This window comes from Streptomyces sp. NPDC005805 (assembly GCF_040630445.1).
Taxonomy (GTDB): Bacteria; Actinomycetota; Actinomycetes; order Streptomycetales; family Streptomycetaceae; genus Streptomyces.
In genome coordinates, this window is the sequence record NZ_JBEXXN010000006.1 from 110,718 (window position 1) to 128,748 (window position 18,031).

The window sequence follows — 18,031 nt, forward strand, 5'->3', positions numbered from 1 at the left end:
CGGCCGGGGGCCTGCTCGCCACTGCGAGCAGGCCCCCGGTGCGTTCTGACGCGGGTGCTCTCCGGTCAGGCGGCGGTCCCGGCGCCCGCCGCGCCCGCCCCGCGGCGGCGCACCACGAAGACCGCGCCCGCGCCGACGGCGACCGCGGCGCCGCCCGCGAGGGCGAACAGCGGCAGCGCCGAGTCGGAGCCGGTCTCGGCGAGGGTGCCCTTCGGGTCGATCGGGGTGTCGCCGCTGGGCTTGCCCGGCAGCGGCTTGCTGCCGCCCTGCGGCTCGGACTCGTCCACGTCGCCCGGCTTCGTGCCGGCCGCCAGGACGTCGAACTGGTAGAAGCTGTCGTCCCCGGCGTAGACGCAGTTGCCCTCGTCGTCCGCGTACACGCCGATGCTCAGCGCGAAGCCGAGGCCGGAGGGCGCGTCGGCCGCCACGCTCAGGCGCATGCCGACGGAGAAGGACTCGCCGGCGGCGACACCGGTGTGGCCGAGGTAGCCGGCGCCCGCGTCGTTCTCGTCGAGGGAGATGGACTTCCAGGCGCCGGAGGCCGGGTCCTGGAACTGGAGGGTCAGGTACCGGGTGTTGACGAAGAACTCCTCGTCGTCGATGAGGGCGGCGAACACCCCCAGGTCGACGCGCTCGTAGGCGGTGTCGCCGGTGTTCTTCACGGTCAGCCGGAAGGAGTGGAAGCCGCTGCCGGCCACGACCTTCGAGGGCAGGCCGGCCAGGCCGGTGCGCAGCGCGTCGTCGAACTTCGGCTCCTCGCCGTCGGTGCACTCCAGCGGGCCGTCCGAGGGGGACACGGAGGGGGAGGTGGTGACGGAGGGGCTCGGCTTCGCCGGGGTCTCCTCCTCGTCCCCGTCCCCGTTTTTGTCCCCGTCCTTGTCCCCGTCCTCGGGAGTGGTCTCCTCGTCCGAGGGCTGACCCGCGCTCCCGCCCGGCTCGCCCTCCTCGCCGTCGCCCGGGGTGGTCTCCTCGGGGGCGGGCTGCTCCCCGCCGCCGGGGGTCTCCTCGGCGGGCGTCTCCCCGGCCGGGGTCTCCTCCGGAACCGTCTCCACCGGGGCGGACTCGGACGCTGCGGGGGAGGGGGCGTCCGTCGCGTGGGCGAGCGGGGCGGCCAGCAGGACGACGGGTGCCAGGGCGGCCGTGGCGGAGGCGAGGGCCAGGGAACGGCGGAGCTTCATGGGGACCTCATGACGGATGGTGCGAACGATTCGCCAGGATGACCGCCGGACGGGCCGAGAGGTTGTACGAATCTTTACGGGATGCCTACATGAGCTGCGTCACCCCGCCAGATCCGGAGCCTCTGATTCCCGCGCCGCGCCGCGCCGCGTGTGCGGGTCGCGTGCCGCGTGCCCGTGCCGCGCGTCCGTTCCAGTGGCCCAGGAGCGGGCTCGCCGAGTGGCCCAGGGCGGCCGGGCCCGCGCTGACTAGGGTCGTGTCCGGCAGACGGACCCAGCGGGACGGGCGCGGAGGAGACGGACATGCGGATCGCGGTGGCGGGCGGAACCGGACTGGCCGGGCGGCACGTGGTGGCGGAGCTGACCGCCGCCGGCCACGAACCGGTGGTCCTCGCCCGGTCCGCGGGCGTGGACCTGACGACCGGCGCGGGCCTGGACGCGGCCCTCGCCGGGGCGGACGCGGTGATCGACACGGTCAACCTGTCCACCATGAGCCGCACCAAGGCGGTGGCCTTCTTCGAGTCCGTGACGCGGAACCTGCTGGCGGCGGAGGAGCGGGCGGGCGTGGGGCACCACATCGCCCTGTCGATCGTCGGGATCGAGCGCGTCGGCCACGGCTACTACCAGGGCAAGATCGCGCAGGAGCGGGCGGTGGCGGCGGGCCCGGTGCCGTGGACGGTGCTGCGGGCGACCCAGTTCCACGAGTTCGCCGAGCAGATGCTCGACCTGATGCCGGGCCCGTTCGCCCCGATCCCGCCCATGCGCGTCCAGCCGGTGGCCGTCCGCGAGGTCGCCCGCCACCTGGTCGCCCTCGCGGCGGGCGCCCCGCAGGGCACGGCCCCCGAACTGGCGGGCCCCCGCGAGGAGTCCCTCACCGGCATGGTCCGCGCCCTCCTCCCCGTCCGCGGCGAACGCCGCCTCGTCCTCCCCTTCCGCCTCCCGGGCCGCGCCGGCCGCGCCATGGCCTCCGGCGCCCTCCTCCCGACGGCCCCGGGCCCGCGCGGCACCCAGACCTTCACAGAGTGGCTGGGGGAGCGGTCGGCGTCGGGCAAGGGGTGAGCGTTCCCCTTCGGCGGGTCAGGAACCAGGCGCCCCGGGAAGACGGGCGCCGCGGCTGTCGGCGACGCGGAGTGCGTCGCGCAGGGACTCGGTGAGGCGGGCGGCCAGGTAGCGGAGCTCGGGAGCGCCGGCGCCGTGCTCGTCGAGCAACGCCTGTGCATGGAGCAGGAGTTGGTGCCCTATGCGGAGCTGCACGGATTCGATCCCGTCCGCGAGACGGGAGACCGTGCCGGCGCTGTGTTCGTCCGGGATCAGGTAGCACGGCTTGCCCTCCGGTCCGGTCCACGGGAGCAGCCGGGCGCGGTGGTGGTATGCGTGGTGCTGGGTCATGCGGGCACCTCCACCCCGTGGATGACGCGGGGGCCGACGTCGATGCCGCGGGTGGCGAACCAGAGCGCCCGGCGCCTTTGCCGTTGAAGTCGCTGCCGTTCGGCCGTGGTCATGACGTAGGGCCGGACGATCCAGCTGTCCTCGCCGCGGAGGACTGGTTCAGGGGGCGGGGCGGGGGTGGGGGAGGCAGGGGTCGACGCCGTCGGAAAGGCGGCCGGGTCGTGGGGAGTCCTGTTCGCGCGGTGCCTGCCGCCTGCGGGCAGCAACGCGCTCAGGATGAGCGTCAGTAGGAGGGCGATAGTGTGCGGCACGTCTACCTGCTTTCTCTCAGGTGGGCCATGCCCCCGGGCCGTTCCAGCGGTCGCGGGGGTCTGTCGTCCGCGCGCAGGGCGTGGCGACGCCGGTGGCGTCACTTACTGTGCCGCCTCCGTCACACACGATACTCGCAGAGAATCTGCTAGTAAAGAAAATCTGCTACCTACTCACTCTGGAAGGGCTCGGCTGACAGACTGGGTGCGAACGGAAGGGGAGTTCATGAGCAAGGGGTTCGGCCTCATCGTCCGCTTCACGCTGAAGGGCGAGGCCGCGGCAACCGCCTTTGACGCGCTGTGCGTTCGCACCCTGCAGGGCATCGATGCACTGGAACCCGGCACGCTGGCCTATGTCAGTCATGTGCCGGAGGGTGAACCACTTGTCCGCGTCTTCTACGAGTTGTACGCGGACCGGGCCGCCTTCGAGGCCCATGAAGCACAGCCGCACACCCGGGCGTTCCTCGCCGAGCGAGAGCAGTACCTCGATGATGTGCGGGTGACATTCCTTCAGGCCGTGGCCGGTACGGCGGCCGATCGTCTGTGAACGCTCAGGAGCAGGGGGCCTTCGGCGTCCGGATCGCAGAGCTGAGGCGGAGCAAGGGGCTGACGCAGACTGAGCTCGCTGCCGCCACCGGGCGGACGGCGAGCTGGGTGTCCCAGGTGGAGCGCGGAGTCCAGCCGGTGAACCGTCTCGACGTCCTGAGGCTCCTGGCCGACGGGCTCGATGTGCCGCTCGCAGCCTTGCGTCCGGACGCACCGGGATCCTGCTCAGCACCGGGAGAGCCGGCGGACACGGTCCCGGTGGCCCACAACGACCTCGACCGGGCCCGCCTGGTGATCTCCGGGCATCCGGCTCTGGACGTCCTGATGGACTCGGCGGCAGTGACCGGCGACCGGTCGGCGCTGCCCGAGCTGAGAGACCGGGCGGAGCGCACCTGGCAGCTGGTGCATGCCGGGCATCTCGCCGAAGCGGGGGAGTCGCTGGCGCTGCTGGTCCCCGAGCTGGAGCGGTTCGCCCGCATGGCCCGGGCCGGCGAGCAGGCCGAGGCGTTCCGGCTCCTGGCCCGGGCGTACCAAGCGGCATCGGCGGCCTTCGCGCGCCAAGGTGAGGCCGACGCGGCATGGGTCGCCGCAGATCGTGCCGTCCGGGCCGCCGAGTCGGGCGGTGACGCGCTCGGCGTGGGAGCCGCCGTCTTCCGGCTCGTTCATGCCTTTGTACGGCTGCGGCGCTTGGACCAGGCGGAGCACGCGGCGGAGACCGCCGTGCGGGCTCTGGCACGGAGCGATCAGGGCGGAAAGGCCTCGGCTGAACTGCTCTCGGTGCTCGGCTCGCTGCGCCTGGCGCTCGCACTGGTCCACGCACGAGCAGGGGAGCGTGCCGCGGCACGGGAGCAGATCACCGAGGCGCGGGCAGTCGCTCGGCGGCTCGGTGAGGAGAGGAACGACTACAACCTGGAGTTCGGCCCGGTCAACGCGGAAGTGCAGGCGGTTTCCACGGCGGTCGACCTCGGAGATGCGGGGGAGGCGCTCGATCTGGCGGCCGGGCTGGACGTCGAAAGCCTCAGCACTGAGCGCCGGGTGCGCCTCCTCGTGGACATCGGGCGTGCCCATGCCCAACGCCGCCGAACCGGAGAAGCGCTGGAGGCTCTGCTGGGGGCGGAAGAGCTGGGGCCCGACATCGTGCGGAACCACCCGGCCGCGCGGGCGGTCATCCGTGACCTCGTCCTCATGGCCGGTCGCGGCGCCCCACCGGAACTGCGCACCCTCGCGGAGCGGGCGGACGCTCTCGGCTGAGGCTTGCCGCGCGGGCACGCGGGCGGTTCGGCCCGACCGAGCCGACTGCCCGGTCCGGGGCCCGGGCGCCTCGCAGCGACCGGTCGGGAAAGGCCGAGCACGCCCGGCGAGTCGATGCCGATCGCGACGACCCCCGGCGGATACCGGCCTTCGTCATCCGTCAGCAGGATCGACATGCCGGTGAACTCGAGCCGCGGCAGGGCGCAGTAGAGCGCGTGGCACGTGTCCGCGCCGCCGCAGCCGTCTCGCACCATGGCGCCGACCGTGACCGAGGCGACCGTGTCCAGTGGTTCGACGGCCATGGTGCAGAGAATGATTCAGAAACCGGCCCCCGGTGCCCTGCGGGCCTTCACTGCGGCCATCCGGTAGATGTTGCCGAGGACATCGGGGGCCTGGTCGAACGCCTCGTCGCTGAGGTCCAGCCCGATGACCTGCCGGACCGTCTCGCGGTCCTGGGCCAGGCGCTCCGCCCGCCGGGCTGCGGTCGGCCGGGCGTCTGCCGGCGTCTGGACCGGTTGCCCGATGCCTGCGCCTCCCTCCCCGGCGAGGTAATCATGAGTGCGCCGAGCTCCCTGAGCGGTCGTGTCTGCCATGACGTGAGTATCCCTGTGCGGCTGCGTGGGGAGTCCAGCCCCGCAGCGCTCTGCCGAGACCCGAGACACGCCGACAGGGCCGCCGCCCCCTTCGCGGGGGCGGCGGCCCTGCCGCCGTCGAGGAGAGGCCGGGGCCTCAGAGGACGCGGACCGCGCCGCTCGCCGGGTAGCCGGAGAGGTCCTGGATCACGACGCCCTTGCTGGGGTTGGCCGCGTCGAGGTACTGGCCGTTACCGATGTAGACACCGGTGTGGTAAGCGGAGCCCGCGCCGCCCCAGTACAGGATGTCGCCGACCTGGAGGTTGGACGTGCCGACCTGGGTGCCGGCCACCGACTGGTCCTGGGAGACGCGCGGCAGCTCGACGCCGACCTGGCGGAAGGCGGCCTGGACCAGGCTGGAGCAGTCCCAGGCGTTGGGGCCCGTGGCGCCCAAGATGTAGGCGTCGCCGAGCTGCGCCTTGAGGAAGGAGACCACCGTCGCGGCCGAGCCCGAGGCGGGCGCCGACGAGGCGGGCTTGGCGGCCGAGGTCGAGGCCGTGGAGAGAGCGGTGCGCTCGGAGCTGCGGGAGGCGCGCTCCTGGGCGGCCGCCTCGGCGGCGCGGGCCCGCTCCTCGGCCTTCTTGGCCTCCGCCTTGCGGTCCGCCTCGGCCTTGGCCTTCTTGGCGGCCTTCGCGGCCTTGGCCGCGGCGGCGTCCTCCTGCGCCCGCAGTTCCGCGTCGAGCGCGATCTCCTGCGTGGCGGCCGCGGACTGCGCGACATGGGCGGAGAGGTCGGCCGAGGTGAGGACCGGCATCTCGATGGTCTCGGTCACCGGCTCGGCGTTCGCCGGCGCGGAGGCACCGGCCACCGCGATGGTGCTGAGCAAGCCACCGGCAACTCCGGCGCGGATCGCGATTTTCGACGAGCCGCGGCGGGGCTTCCGGTGGCTCGGTATGTGAGCGGTTTGGGACATGGGAACAACCGCTATCAGGGCGCGCGGGTTCCCTTCAAGAAACGTGTGTTGCACCACAGTTTCGACCGGAACCTGTGAATCCGCTCCCGCCCGGCCTTTATTGACGCCGTATCGGGCAAAACGGACGCAAGTGATCAGAGCTGTGATCATGGGCTTTGAATAAAAGGTCCGAATTGCCGGAGGCCTACCACCGGCGCCGACCGTTGGCCAAGCCCGCTTTTGTTGAACTCTCCAGCGAGTGGCGCAGGTCACAAAATGATGAAGGCCGGATCGGGCAGGGGCTCGTGAATGCGTGCACGCGTCCACCGGCGTCCGCTTCGTCCCACGGTCGAGTGAGGGTCGCCTTCCTTATCACCGGCGCCCCGTCCACCGCCAATTTGCCTGCGCGGCCCACCCCTTGATAGTGGCGAAACCGCCCCGACCAGCGGTAACGCCACCGGATGTCACGTCTGGTGATCATCCGTGAGCTTCGTGTGCGAAGATCACCGCTCCGGTGGCTTCATGATCCTTCGTCGGGTGGTGGAGATCACAAACTCGATGCCGGACCCCGTGTCGCAGATCACAGACCGACAGGCATAGGATGCGGGGCAGTCGGGCTTGTGAACTGCCTCACATGTACACGATCTTCGAGGCGGCGACGCGGTTGCCCGGTGCGGTCCAACGGTCAAGGACGACTGGAAGGAGCGAGGAGGGTGAATGCGTACGCGCCCATCCTTGTGCTCGGCGCCCTCGGGGCAGGGTTTGCGATCTTCTCCGTGGTCATGGCCACGCTTATCGGCCCAAAGCGGTACAACAGGGCGAAACTTGAAGCCTACGAGTGCGGCATCGAGCCGACGCCGGTGCCGACCGGAGGCGGCCGCTTCCCGATCAAGTACTACCTGACGGCGATGCTCTTCATCATTTTCGATATCGAGATCGTCTTCCTCTATCCCTGGGCCGTCAGCTTCGACGTCCTGGGGATCTTCGGGCTCGTGGAGATGCTGCTCTTCGTGCTCACCGTCTTCGTCGCCTACGCGTATGTGTGGCGCCGCGGCGGTCTGGAATGGGACTAGCGGGACGGGACGAAGGGGCACTCCCATGGGACTCGAAGAGAAGCTGCCGAGCGGCTTTCTGCTGACCACCGTCGAACAGGCCGCGGGATGGGTGCGCAAGTCGTCCGTCTTCCCGGCCACCTTCGGCCTCGCCTGCTGCGCGATCGAGATGATGACCACCGGCGCCGGACGGTACGACCTGGCCCGGTTCGGGATGGAGGTCTTCCGCGGATCACCGCGCCAGGCGGACCTGATGATCGTGGCCGGCCGGGTCAGCCAGAAGATGGCACCCGTCCTGCGCCAGGTCTACGACCAGATGCCGAACCCCAAGTGGGTCATCTCCATGGGCGTCTGCGCGTCCTCGGGCGGCATGTTCAACAACTACGCGATCGTCCAGGGCGTCGACCACGTCGTCCCCGTCGACATCTACCTGCCCGGCTGCCCGCCGCGCCCCGAGATGCTGATGGACGCGATCCTCAAGCTCCACCAGAAGATCCAGTCCTCCAAGCTCGGCGTGAACGCGGAGGAGGCGGCCCGCGAGGCGGAGGAGGCGGCGCTCAAGGCCCTCCCCACGATCGAGATGAAGGGGCTGCTGCGATGAGCGACGAGCCGAACCCCGAGAAGGAACTCTCCGAGCAGAACCTCCCCGGCCAGCGCGGCGAGCACGGCGAGGAGATCCGCGTCCAGCGCGGCATGTTCGGCGCCGGCGACGGAGGGGACACGTCCGGCTACGGCGGGTTGACCCGCTCCGTGCGCCTGCCCGGGCCGGCGAGCCGGCCCTACGGCGGCTGGTTCGACGAGGTCGCCGACGAGCTGGAGGGCGCCCTGGAGGAGCAGGACCTCCTCCCGGAGAACGCCATCGAGAAGACGGTCGTCGACCGCGGCGAACTCACCTTCCACATCGCGCGCGAGCACCTGCTCACCGTCGCCCGCACCCTGCGCGACGACCCGGCCCTCCGCTTCGAGCTGTGCACCGGCGTCAGCGGTGTCCACTACCCGCACGACAAGGGCCGCGAGCTGCACGCCGTCTACCACCTGCGCTCGCTCACCCACGGCCGGCTGATCCGGCTGGAGGTCTCCGCCCCCGACCGGGACCCGCACATCCCGTCCCTGGTCGCGGTCTACCCGACCAACGACTGGCACGAGCGGGAGACCTACGACTTCTTCGGCCTGGTCTTCGACGGCCACCCCGCCCTCACCCGGATCATGATGCCGGACGACTGGCAGGGCTTCCCGCAGCGCAAGGACTACCCCCTCGGCGGCATCCCCGTCGAGTACAAGGGCGCCCAGATCCCGGCTCCCGACCAGCGGAGGTCGTACAGCTGATGAGCACCTCGGAAGCATCCTCCCGCGAGACCACCGAAGGGACCGTCTACACGGTCACCGGCGGGGACTGGGACGAGGTCGTCCAGTCCGCGGCGAAGGCGGACGACGAGCGGATCGTCGTCAACATGGGCCCGCAGCACCCCTCCACCCACGGTGTGCTCCGCCTGATCCTGGAGATCGAGGGCGAGACCGTCACCGAGGCCCGCTGCGGCATCGGCTACCTGCACACCGGCATCGAGAAGAACCTCGAGTACCGGACGTGGACGCAGGGCACCACCTTCGTGACGCGCATGGACTACCTGACGCCGTTCTTCAACGAGACGGCGTACTGCCTCGGCGTCGAGCGGCTGCTCGGCATCGAGGACCAGATCCCCGACCGGGCGGACGTCATCCGCGTCCTGCTGATGGAGCTCAACCGGCTCTCCTCGCACCTGGTGTGCATCGCCACGGGCGGCATGGAGCTGGGCGCGACCACGATCATGATCTACGGCTTCCGTGATCGTGAACTGATTCTCGACATCTTCGAGCTGATCACCGGACTGCGCATGAACCACGCGTACATCCGGCCGGGCGGACTCGCCCAGGACCTGCCCCCGGGCGCGGTCGACCAGCTCCGCGAGTTCGTGAAGACCATGAAGAAGAACCTGCCGGAGTACGACAAGCTCGCCACCGGCAACCCGATCTTCAAGGCCCGGATGCAGGACATCGGGTACCTGGACCTCACCGGCTGCATGGCGCTGGGCGCCACCGGACCGATCCTGCGCTCCGCGGGCCTCCCGCACGACCTGCGCAAGACCGACCCGTACTGCGGCTACGAGACCTACGACTTCGAGGTCCCGACCGCCGACACCTGCGACTCCTACGGCCGGTTCCTGATCCGGCTGGAGGAGATGCGCCAGTCGCTGCGGATCGTCGAGCAGTGCCTCGACCGGCTGGAGCCCGGTCCGGTGATGGTCGCGGACAAGAAGATCGCCTGGCCGGCCCAGCTCGCGCTCGGCCCCGACGGCCTCGGTAACTCCCTCGACCACATCAAGAAGATCATGGGCACCTCGATGGAGGCCCTGATCCACCACTTCAAGCTGGTCACCGAGGGCTTCCGGGTACCGGCCGGGCAGACCTACGCCGCGGTCGAGTCCCCCAAGGGCGAACTGGGCGTGCACGTCGTCTCCGACGGCGGCACCCGGCCCTTCCGGGTCCACTTCCGGGACCCCTCGTTCACCAATCTCCAGGCCATGGCGGCCATGTGCGAAGGCGGCCAGGTCGCCGACGTGATCGTCGCCGTCGCGTCCATCGACCCCGTGATGGGAGGCGTCGACCGATGACGGACGTATCGCTGGGCATGCCGCAACTGCCCGCACCGGACTACCCGGCCGATGTGCGCGCCCGGCTGGAGGCGGACGCCAAGGAGGTCATCGCCCGCTACCCCGGCTCGCGCTCCGCGCTGCTGCCGCTGCTGCACCTGGTGCAGTCGGAGGAGGGGTACGTCTCCCGCACCGGTATGCGCTTCTGCGCGGAGATGCTGGACCTGACCACCGCCGAGGTCACCGCCGTCGCCACCTTCTACTCCATGTACCGGCGCAAGCCCTCCGGCGAGTACCAGGTCGGCGTCTGCACCAACACCCTCTGCGCGGTCATGGGCGGCGACGCGATCTTCGAGGAGCTCAAGGAGCACCTCGGCGTCGGCAACAACGAGACCACCGAGGACGGCAAGGTCACGCTGGAGCACATCGAGTGCAACGCGGCCTGCGACTTCGCGCCCGTGGTGATGGTCAACTGGGAGTTCTTCGACAACCAGACGCCCGAGTCCGCGAAGCGGCTCGTCGACGACCTGCGGGCCGGCGAGGAGGTCCGCCCCACCCGCGGCGCCCCGCTCTGCGGATACAAGGAGACCTCCCGCATCCTGGCCGGCTTCCCCGACGAGCGCCCCGGCGCGGTCGAGGCCACCGGCGGCGCGGGCCCCGCCTCCCTCATCGGACTCCGCCTGGCGCGCGGCGAGGCCGTCCCCGCCCGCGTCGTCCACCCGCGCGGCGAGGCCCCCCGGGGCCGGACCGCCGCGCCCCAGGACCGCCCGCAGCCCGGCTCCGAGCACCTCAGCTCGCACGATGCCCACCCGTCGCCCGACCACCGCCCCTCAACGAGTCCCTCCGGGACACCGGACCAGATCAAGACCTCGGCCTCCGACCCGGAGAACCCGGCCGGACCCGTCGCCGAGGAGGGGGAGTGATGACCGTGTCCACCGAGTACGGGGGCAGGCCGGAGGCCGGCGGCGGAGCCAGCGCAGAGAAGCTGCTCGCCCCCGTCCTGACGGCCTTCTGGGACCAGCCGGATTCCTGGACCCTGGAGACCTACCGCAGGCACGAGGGCTACGAGGGCCTGCGCAAGGCCCTCGCCATGACCCCCGACGACCTGATCGCCTACGTCAAGGACTCCGGCCTGCGCGGCCGCGGCGGCGCGGGCTTCCCCACCGGGATGAAGTGGCAGTTCATCCCGCAGGGCGACGGCAAGCCCCACTACCTCGTGGTCAACGCCGACGAGTCGGAACCCGGGACCTGCAAGGACATCCCGCTCCTCTTCGCCAACCCGCACTCCCTCATCGAGGGCATCGTGATCGCCTGCTACGCGATCCGCTCCAGCCATGCCTTCATCTATCTGCGCGGCGAGGTCGTGCCCGTGCTGCGCAGGCTGCACGAGGCCGTCCGCGAGGCGTACGAGGCCGGCTACCTCGGCAAGGACGTCCTCGGCAGCGGGCTGGACGTCGAACTCACCGTGCACGCGGGCGCGGGCGCCTACATCTGCGGTGAGGAGACGGCCCTCCTCGACTCCCTGGAGGGACGGCGCGGCCAGCCCCGGCTGCGGCCCCCCTTCCCCGCGGTCGCCGGTCTGTACGCGTGCCCCACCGTGGTGAACAACGTCGAGTCCATCGCCTCGGTTCCCGCGATCCTCAACAAGGGCAAGGACTGGTTCAAGTCCATGGGCAGCGAGAAGTCCCCGGGCTTCACGCTCTACTCGCTCAGCGGCCATGTCGCCGGACCCGGCCAGTACGAGGCCCCCCTCGGCATCACCCTGCGCCAGCTCCTCGACATGAGCGGCGGCATGCGGCCCGGCCACCGCCTCAAGTTCTGGACCCCGGGCGGCTCCTCCACCCCGATGTTCACCGACGAGCACCTGGACGTCCCCCTCGACTACGAGGGCGTCGGCGCGGCCGGCTCCATGCTGGGCACCAAGGCCCTCCAGTGCTTCGACGAGACCACCTGCGTGGTGCGGGCCGTCACCCGCTGGACCGAGTTCTACGCCCACGAGTCCTGCGGCAAGTGCACCCCCTGCCGCGAAGGCACCTACTGGCTCGTCCAGTTGCTCCGCGACATCGAGGCCGGCAAGGGCGTGATGTCCGACCTCGACAAGCTGGGCGACATCGCCGACAACATCAACGGCAAGTCGTTCTGCGCCCTCGGCGACGGCGCCGCCTCGCCGATCTTCTCCTCGCTCACGTACTTCCGCGAGGAGTACGAGCAGCACATCACGGGCAAGGGCTGCCCCTTCGACCCGGCGAAGTCCACGGCCTGGGCCGACTCCCCCTCGGAGGTGACCGCATGACCGTCACGACCGGCGCGCCCTCCGGCGGCGGACAGGCCGCCGTACCCCCGGAGGACCTCGTCACGCTGACGATCGACGGCATCGAGATCTCCGTCCCCAAGGGGACGCTGGTCATCCGCGCCGCCGAGCAGCTCGGCATCGAGATCCCCCGCTTCTGCGACCACCCGCTGCTCGACCCGGCCGGCGCCTGCCGCCAGTGCATCGTCGAGGTGGAGGGCCAGCGCAAGCCGATGGCCTCCTGCACCATCACCTGCACCGACGGCATGGTGGTCCGCTCCCAGCTCACCTCACCCGTCGCCGAGAAGGCGCAGCAGGGCGTGATGGAGCTGCTGCTGATCAACCACCCGCTGGACTGCCCGGTCTGCGACAAGGGCGGCGAGTGCCCCCTGCAGAACCAGGCCGTCTCGCACGGCCAGGCCGAGTCCCGCTTCGAGGGGCGGAAGCGGACCTACGAGAAGCCCGTCCCGATCTCCACCCAGGTGCTCCTGGACCGCGAACGCTGTGTGCTCTGCGCACGCTGCACCCGCTTCTCCAACCAGGTCGCCGGCGACCCGATGATCGAGCTGATCGAGCGCGGCGCCCTCCAGCAGGTCGGCACCGGCGAGGGCGACCCCTTCGCGTCGTACTTCTCCGGCAACACCATCCAGATCTGCCCGGTGGGCGCGCTGACCTCGGCCGCGTACCGGTTCCGCTCCCGGCCCTTCGACCTGGTGTCCTCGCCGTCCGTGTGCGAGCACTGCTCCGGCGGCTGCGCCACCCGCACCGACCACCGACGCGGCAAGGTCATGCGTCGCCTGGCCGCCGAGGACCCGGAGGTCAACGAGGAGTGGATGTGCGACAAGGGGCGCTTCGGCTTCCGCTACGCCCAGCAGCGCGACCGCCTCACCACCCCGCTGGTCCGGGGCGCCGACGGCGTCCTTGAGCCGGCGAGCTGGCCGGAGGCCCTGGAAGCCGCGGCCGAGGGGCTGCGCGCGGCGCGCGGCCGCGCGGGCGTGCTGACCGGCGGCCGGCTGACCGTCGAGGACTCCTACGCCTACGCCAAGTTCGCCCGGGTCGCCCTGGACACCAATGACATCGACTTCCGGGCCCGGGTCCACTCCGCCGAGGAGGCCGACTTCCTGGCCGCCGCCGTGGCGGGCCTCGGCCGGGACCTGTCCGGCACCGGGGTCACCTACACGGAGCTGGAGGCCGCCCCGGCGGTCCTGCTCGCCGGGTTCGAGTCCGAGGAGGAGGCCCCCGGCGTCTTCCTGCGGCTGCGCAAGGCCCACCGCAAGCACGGCCTGCGCACCTTCGCCCTCGCCACCCACGCCACCCGCGGCCTCACCAAGGCCGGCGGCACCCTGCTGCCCGCCGCCCCCGGCACCGAGACCGAGTGGCTGGACGCCCTCGCCTCCGGCACCGGACTGGACGAGGACGGCGCGGCGGCCGCCGAGGCGCTGCGCACCGAGGGCGCGGTGATCGTCGTCGGCGAACGCCTCGCGGGCGTGCCCGGCGCGCTGACCGCCGTCCTGCGCACCGCCGCCGCCACCGGCGCCCGGCCGGTGTGGATCCCGCGCCGCTCCGGCGACCGGGGCGCGGTGGAGGCGGGGGCCCTGCCCTCCCTGCTGCCGGGCGGCCGCCCGGCCACCGACCCGCGGGCCCGTGAGGAGACCGCGCAGGTGTGGCGGGTCCGCGAACTGCCGCACGGCTACGGCCGGGACACCGGCCAGATCCTGCGGGCCGCGGCCACCGGAGAGATCGGCGCGCTGGTCGTCGCCGGTGTCGAGCCGCGGGACCTGCCGGACCCGGCCGGGGCCCGCGAGGCGCTGGACGCGGTCGGCTTCCTGGTCTCGCTGGAGCTGCGGCCGAGCGAGGTGACCGAGCGGGCGGACGTCGTCTTCCCGGTCGCCGCCGTCGCGGAGAAGGCCGGCACCTTCCTCAACTGGGAGGGCAGGGTGCGGATGTTCGAGGCCGCGCTCAAGCCCGAGCAGATGACCCGGCGGCTGGCGCCGTCCGACGCCCGGGTGCTGCACATGCTCGCCGACATGCTCGACGTGCACTTCGCGCTGCCCGACCTGAAGGCCGTACGCGCCGAGATGGACCGCTTCGGCCGCTGGGACGGCCCCCGGGCCGAGGCGCCCGCCGAGTCCGCGCGCCCGCTGCCGCGGCCCGGTGAGGGCGAGGCCGTCCTCGCCGGCCACCGGCTCCTGCTCGACCAGGGCCTGCTCCAGCAGGGCGACGAGGCGCTGGCCGGCACCCGGCACGCGGCGGTCGCCCGGCTGTCGGCGGTCACGGCCGCCGAGACCGGGGTGAAGGACGGCGACGAGCTGGAGGTCTCCGGACCGGCCGGTGCCGTCCGGCTGCTGCTCCGGGTCACGGCGATGCCCGACCGGGTGGTGTGGCTGCCGCTCAACTCCGCGGGCGACGGCGTCCTTTCGGACACCGGCGCCCGGCCGGGCGAGCTGGTGCGGATCGCGCCCTCGGCGGTCGGCGCGGCGGCCTCCGGGGAGGTGCGGTCATGACCGCCGCCCGCACCGCAGAGGCGTGCGCCGCCCGCACCGCCGGGGCGTGCGCCGCGCGGCCCGGGGCAGAGCCCGAGTTCCCTGACGTCCCGCCGGCCGCCGGACCGGCCACCCCCGCACCGGAGGTGCGCGCATGACCATGCTGGCCCATGCCGCCGAAGCCCAGCGCAGCGTCCTCGCCCTGGAGGACCTGTCGATGTTCGGGCGGGACCCGTGGTGGCTCGTCGTCGTCAAGGCGGTGTTCTGCTTCGCGTTCCTGATGGTGACCGTGCTGTTCTCCATCGTCTGGGAGCGCAAGGTCATCGCCTGGATGCAGCTGCGCATCGGCCCCAACCGGCACGGCCCCTGGGGGCTCCTCCAGTCGCTCGCCGACGGCATCAAGCTGATGCTCAAGGAGGACGTGATCGTCAAGCGCGCGGACAAGGTGGTCTACGTCCTCGCGCCGATCGTGGCGGCGATCCCGGCGTTCATGGCGATCGCCGTGATCCCGTTCGGCCCGGCGGGCAACGAGGTCTCGATCTTCGGTCAGCGCACCACGATGCAGCTCACCGACCTGCCGATCGCGATGCTGTACATCCTGGCCGTCGCCTCGGTCGGCATCTACGGCATGGTGCTCGCGGGCTGGTCCTCCGGCTCGACGTACCCGCTGCTGGGCGGGCTGCGCTCCTGCGCGCAGATGATCTCCTATGAGATCGCGATGGGCGCCGCGTTCGCCTCGGTCTTCCTCTACTCCGGGTCGATGTCGACCTCGGCGATCGTGGAGGCCCAGGCGGACCGCTGGTTCGTGCTGCTGCTGCCGGTGTCCTTCATCATCTACGTGGTCACCATGGTCGGCGAGGTCAACCGGGCCCCGTTCGACATGCCGGAGTCCGAGGGCGACCTCGTCGGCGGCTTCAACACCGAGTACAGCTCGATCAAGTTCGCGATGTTCATGCTGGCCGAGTACATCAACATGGTGACCGTCTCCGCGGTCGCCGTGACCCTGTTCCTCGGCGGCTGGCGGGCCCCGTACCCGGTCTCCACCTTCTGGGAGGGCGCGAACCACGGCTGGTGGCCGATGCTCTGGTTCGTCCTCAAGGTGCAGTTGCTGCTCTTCTTCTTCATCTGGCTGCGGGGCACCCTGCCGCGGGTCCGCTACGACCAGCTGATGAAGCTCGGCTGGAAGGTCCTCATCCCGGTCAGCGTGGTGTGGCTGATGCTGGTCGCCACCGTGCGCGCCCTGCGGAACGAGAACTACGACTTCCAGCAGATCGTGCTCTATGTCGCCGGAGCCGTGATCGCGGTCCTGCTGCTGTCCCTGGTCGCGGACGTCTTCCGGGACCGCAAGGGCAAACGGGCGGAGGCCGAGCGGCCGGAGGACGGCCCGTTCGACCCGATGGCGGGCGGATTCCCCGTACCGCCGCTGCCCGGACAGGAGTTGCCGCCGGTGCCGCGCAGGCGCCCGCGCCGGGACCGCGAACTGATTGTCAGTGGTGGACCCAATACTGACAGTGATGGCCCTCAGGACGGAAAGGAGGCTGACGGTGTCTGAGGAATCCGAGCGCTCGTTCCAGAACCCGGTCGCCGGCTTCGGCGTGACCTTCAAGGCCATGTTCAAGAAGCGGCTGACCGAGCAGTACCCGGAGCAGCCCAAGGTCACGGCCCCGCGCTTCCACGGCCGGCACCAGCTCAACCGCCACCCGGACGGCCTAGAGAAGTGCGTCGGCTGCGAGCTGTGCGCCTGGGCCTGTCCGGCCGACGCGATCTATGTGGAGGGCGCGGACAACACCGACGAGGAGCGCTACTCGCCGGGCGAGCGGTACGGCCGCGTCTACCAGATCAACTACGCCCGCTGCATCCTGTGCGGTCTGTGCATCGAGGCGTGCCCCACCCGCGCGCTGACCATGACCAACGAGTTCGAACTGGCCGACAGCAGCCGGGAGAACCTCATCTACACCAAGGAGCAGCTGCTCGCCGGTCTGGACGAGGGCATGGTCGACTCCCCGCACGCGATCTTCCCCGGCACCGACGAACAGGACTACTACCGGGGCCTGGTCACCGAGGCCGCGCCCGGCACGGTCCGCCAGACCCCCACCTCCGAGGGGGAGTCCGAGGGGGAGAAGGTCCAGGAGGGCGAGTCCACCTTCGGCGAGGACGAGCCCGCCTCGGGGAAGGTGATCGGCGCATGAGCACCTCCCTCGCCTCCCGCGCCGGCGAGGCCGTCCTCGGCACCGCCGGCCCCGAGGTCTCCGCCGTCCTGGCGGCCTCGGCCACCTCCACCGGCGAGGCCGTCCAGTTCTGGATCCTCGGCACGGTCGCGGTGATCGGTGCCCTGTGCACCATCCTGATGCGGCGGGCGGTGCACAGCGCCCTCTGCCTCGCCGGGACCATGATCATCCTCGCGGTGTTCTACCTGGCCAACGGCGCCTACTTCCTGGGCGTCGTGCAGATCGTCGTCTACACCGGCGCGATCATGATGCTCTTCCTCTTCGTGGTGATGCTGGTCGGCGTCACCGCGGCCGACTCGCTGAACGAGACCCTCAAGGGGCAGCGCTGGCTGGCCGTCCTGTGCGGTCTCGGCTTCGGCACCCTGCTGATCGCCGGCATCGCCAACGCCTCCCTGCGGAACTTCAACGGCCTCGGCGCCGCCAACGCGGCCCGCGGGGGCAATGTCGAGGGCCTCGCCGCGCTGATCTTCACCAAGTACGTCTTCGCCTTCGAGATCACCGGCGCGCTCCTCATCACCGCCTCGGTCGGCGCGATGGTCCTCACCCACCGGGAGCGCATCGAGCGGGCCCGCACCCAGCGCGAACTCGCCGAGCAGCGCGTCCGCGAGGGCAAGCACCTGCCGCCGCTCCCCGCCCCCGGCGTCTACGCCCGGCACAACGCGGTGGACATCGCCGGGCTGCTGCCCGACGGCACCCCCTCCGAGCTCACGGTCAGCGCGACGCTCCGCGAACGCGGCCAGATCCGGGACGTGTCGGGCGAGGCGCTGGACGACCTCAAGGCCCTGGAGCAGCGGTCCGAGGAGCGCCTCGGCCGTGACCGGGGCACGCAGGACCGGGACGGACAGGAGGCCACGCGGTGAATCCGGTCAACTACCTGTATCTGGCGGCGCTGCTGTTCACCATCGGCGCGGCCGGCGTGCTGATCCGGCGGAACGCCATCGTCGTCTTCATGTGCATCGAGCTGATGCTCAACGCCTGCAACCTCTCGCTGGTGGCCTTCTCCCGGATGCACGGCAACCTCGACGGCCAGATCATCGCGTTCTTCACGATGGTGGTCGCCGCGGCGGAGGTCGTGGTCGGACTCGCGATCATCGTGTCGCTCTTCCGCTCCCGCCACTCGGCCTCGGTCGACGACGCCAGCCTGATGAAGCTGTAAGG

Annotated in this window: 18 protein-coding genes; 14 read left to right on the forward strand and 4 right to left on the reverse strand. The window is 71.2% G+C overall.

Features of this window, described 5'->3' with window-relative positions:
• Window positions 1–65: 65 nt before the first annotated feature.
• Window positions 66–1,178, reverse strand: a complete 1,113-nt coding sequence (locus ABZ457_RS05920) for an LAETG motif-containing sortase-dependent surface protein (protein ID WP_359154304.1) — start codon at window positions 1,176–1,178, stop codon at window positions 66–68.
• Window positions 1,179–1,478: 300 nt separating this feature from the next.
• On the opposite strand from ABZ457_RS05920, the gene ABZ457_RS05925 reads away from it, so the two are divergent.
• Window positions 1,479–2,234 (forward strand): SDR family oxidoreductase, encoded by a 756-nt coding sequence (locus ABZ457_RS05925; protein WP_359154306.1) that lies wholly within the window; start codon window positions 1,479–1,481, stop codon window positions 2,232–2,234.
• Between the two features lie 18 nt (window positions 2,235–2,252).
• Here the strand turns inward: ABZ457_RS05925 and ABZ457_RS05930 are convergent, their stop codons facing one another.
• Window positions 2,253–2,564, reverse strand: coding sequence for a hypothetical protein (locus ABZ457_RS05930; RefSeq protein ID WP_359154308.1), 312 nt, complete (start codon window positions 2,562–2,564; stop codon window positions 2,253–2,255).
• A gap of 534 nt (window positions 2,565–3,098) precedes the next feature.
• Between ABZ457_RS05930 and ABZ457_RS05935 the strand changes: the two genes are divergently transcribed.
• On the forward strand, window positions 3,099–3,419 hold the full coding sequence (locus ABZ457_RS05935) for an antibiotic biosynthesis monooxygenase (RefSeq protein WP_359154310.1): 321 nt from the start codon (window positions 3,099–3,101) through the stop codon (window positions 3,417–3,419).
• Window positions 3,416–4,669, forward strand: coding sequence for a helix-turn-helix transcriptional regulator (locus ABZ457_RS05940; protein WP_359154312.1), 1,254 nt, complete (start codon window positions 3,416–3,418; stop codon window positions 4,667–4,669). The genes ABZ457_RS05935 and ABZ457_RS05940 overlap by 4 nt, the downstream gene beginning before the upstream one ends.
• Window positions 4,670–4,986: 317 nt before the next feature.
• On the opposite strand, the gene ABZ457_RS05945 is transcribed toward ABZ457_RS05940, so the two are convergent.
• Both ABZ457_RS05945 and ABZ457_RS05950 read right to left on the reverse strand, forming a co-directional pair.
• A complete protein-coding gene (locus tag ABZ457_RS05945; RefSeq protein ID WP_359154314.1) occupies window positions 4,987–5,262 on the reverse strand; it encodes a hypothetical protein in 276 nt (91 codons plus the stop codon).
• A gap of 136 nt (window positions 5,263–5,398) precedes the next feature.
• A complete protein-coding gene (locus tag ABZ457_RS05950) occupies window positions 5,399–6,214 on the reverse strand; it encodes a C40 family peptidase (RefSeq protein WP_359154316.1) in 816 nt (271 codons plus the stop codon).
• A gap of 692 nt (window positions 6,215–6,906) precedes the next feature.
• Here ABZ457_RS05950 and ABZ457_RS05955 point away from each other — a divergent pair.
• The 11 genes from ABZ457_RS05955 to nuoK all read left to right on the forward strand — a co-directional run bounded on the left by ABZ457_RS05955 (window position 6,907) and on the right by nuoK (window position 18,029).
• The gene (locus ABZ457_RS05955; RefSeq protein WP_359154318.1) at window positions 6,907–7,266 is read left to right on the forward strand and encodes an NADH-quinone oxidoreductase subunit A; all 360 of its coding nucleotides are present in this window, start codon (window positions 6,907–6,909) and stop codon (window positions 7,264–7,266) included.
• A gap of 25 nt (window positions 7,267–7,291) precedes the next feature.
• On the forward strand, window positions 7,292–7,846 hold the full coding sequence (locus tag ABZ457_RS05960; protein WP_006133126.1) for an NADH-quinone oxidoreductase subunit B: 555 nt from the start codon (window positions 7,292–7,294) through the stop codon (window positions 7,844–7,846).
• On the forward strand, window positions 7,843–8,571 hold the full coding sequence (locus tag ABZ457_RS05965; protein WP_359154321.1) for an NADH-quinone oxidoreductase subunit C: 729 nt from the start codon (window positions 7,843–7,845) through the stop codon (window positions 8,569–8,571). Before ABZ457_RS05960 ends, ABZ457_RS05965 begins: the two co-directional genes overlap by 4 nt.
• Window positions 8,571–9,893 carry an NADH-quinone oxidoreductase subunit D gene (locus ABZ457_RS05970; protein ID WP_359154323.1) on the forward strand — a complete coding sequence of 441 codons (1,323 nt, stop codon included), beginning with the start codon at window positions 8,571–8,573 and terminating at the stop codon, window positions 9,891–9,893. The genes ABZ457_RS05965 and ABZ457_RS05970 overlap by 1 nt, the downstream gene beginning before the upstream one ends.
• Window positions 9,890–10,795 (forward strand): NADH-quinone oxidoreductase subunit NuoE, encoded by a 906-nt coding sequence (gene nuoE, locus ABZ457_RS05975; RefSeq protein WP_359154325.1) that lies wholly within the window; start codon window positions 9,890–9,892, stop codon window positions 10,793–10,795. Before ABZ457_RS05970 ends, nuoE begins: the two co-directional genes overlap by 4 nt.
• Entirely contained in the window at window positions 10,795–12,165 is a 1,371-nt protein-coding gene (nuoF, locus tag ABZ457_RS05980) for an NADH-quinone oxidoreductase subunit NuoF (protein ID WP_359154327.1), read from the forward strand. Before nuoE ends, nuoF begins: the two co-directional genes overlap by 1 nt.
• Window positions 12,162–14,666 carry an NADH-quinone oxidoreductase subunit G gene (locus tag ABZ457_RS05985; protein ID WP_359154329.1) on the forward strand — a complete coding sequence of 835 codons (2,505 nt, stop codon included), beginning with the start codon at window positions 12,162–12,164 and terminating at the stop codon, window positions 14,664–14,666. The genes nuoF and ABZ457_RS05985 overlap by 4 nt, the downstream gene beginning before the upstream one ends.
• Before the next feature lie 133 nt (window positions 14,667–14,799).
• The gene (gene nuoH, locus ABZ457_RS05990; RefSeq protein WP_359154331.1) at window positions 14,800–16,197 is read left to right on the forward strand and encodes an NADH-quinone oxidoreductase subunit NuoH; all 1,398 of its coding nucleotides are present in this window, start codon (window positions 14,800–14,802) and stop codon (window positions 16,195–16,197) included.
• Window positions 16,190–16,834 carry an NADH-quinone oxidoreductase subunit NuoI gene (gene nuoI / locus ABZ457_RS05995; RefSeq protein ID WP_359154334.1) on the forward strand — a complete coding sequence of 215 codons (645 nt, stop codon included), beginning with the start codon at window positions 16,190–16,192 and terminating at the stop codon, window positions 16,832–16,834. Before nuoH ends, nuoI begins: the two co-directional genes overlap by 8 nt.
• Entirely contained in the window at window positions 16,831–17,733 is a 903-nt protein-coding gene (locus ABZ457_RS06000) for an NADH-quinone oxidoreductase subunit J (RefSeq protein ID WP_359154336.1), read from the forward strand. The genes nuoI and ABZ457_RS06000 overlap by 4 nt, the downstream gene beginning before the upstream one ends.
• On the forward strand, window positions 17,730–18,029 hold the full coding sequence (nuoK, locus tag ABZ457_RS06005; RefSeq protein WP_006347335.1) for an NADH-quinone oxidoreductase subunit NuoK: 300 nt from the start codon (window positions 17,730–17,732) through the stop codon (window positions 18,027–18,029). Before ABZ457_RS06000 ends, nuoK begins: the two co-directional genes overlap by 4 nt.
• Window positions 18,030–18,031 lie beyond the last annotated feature (2 nt).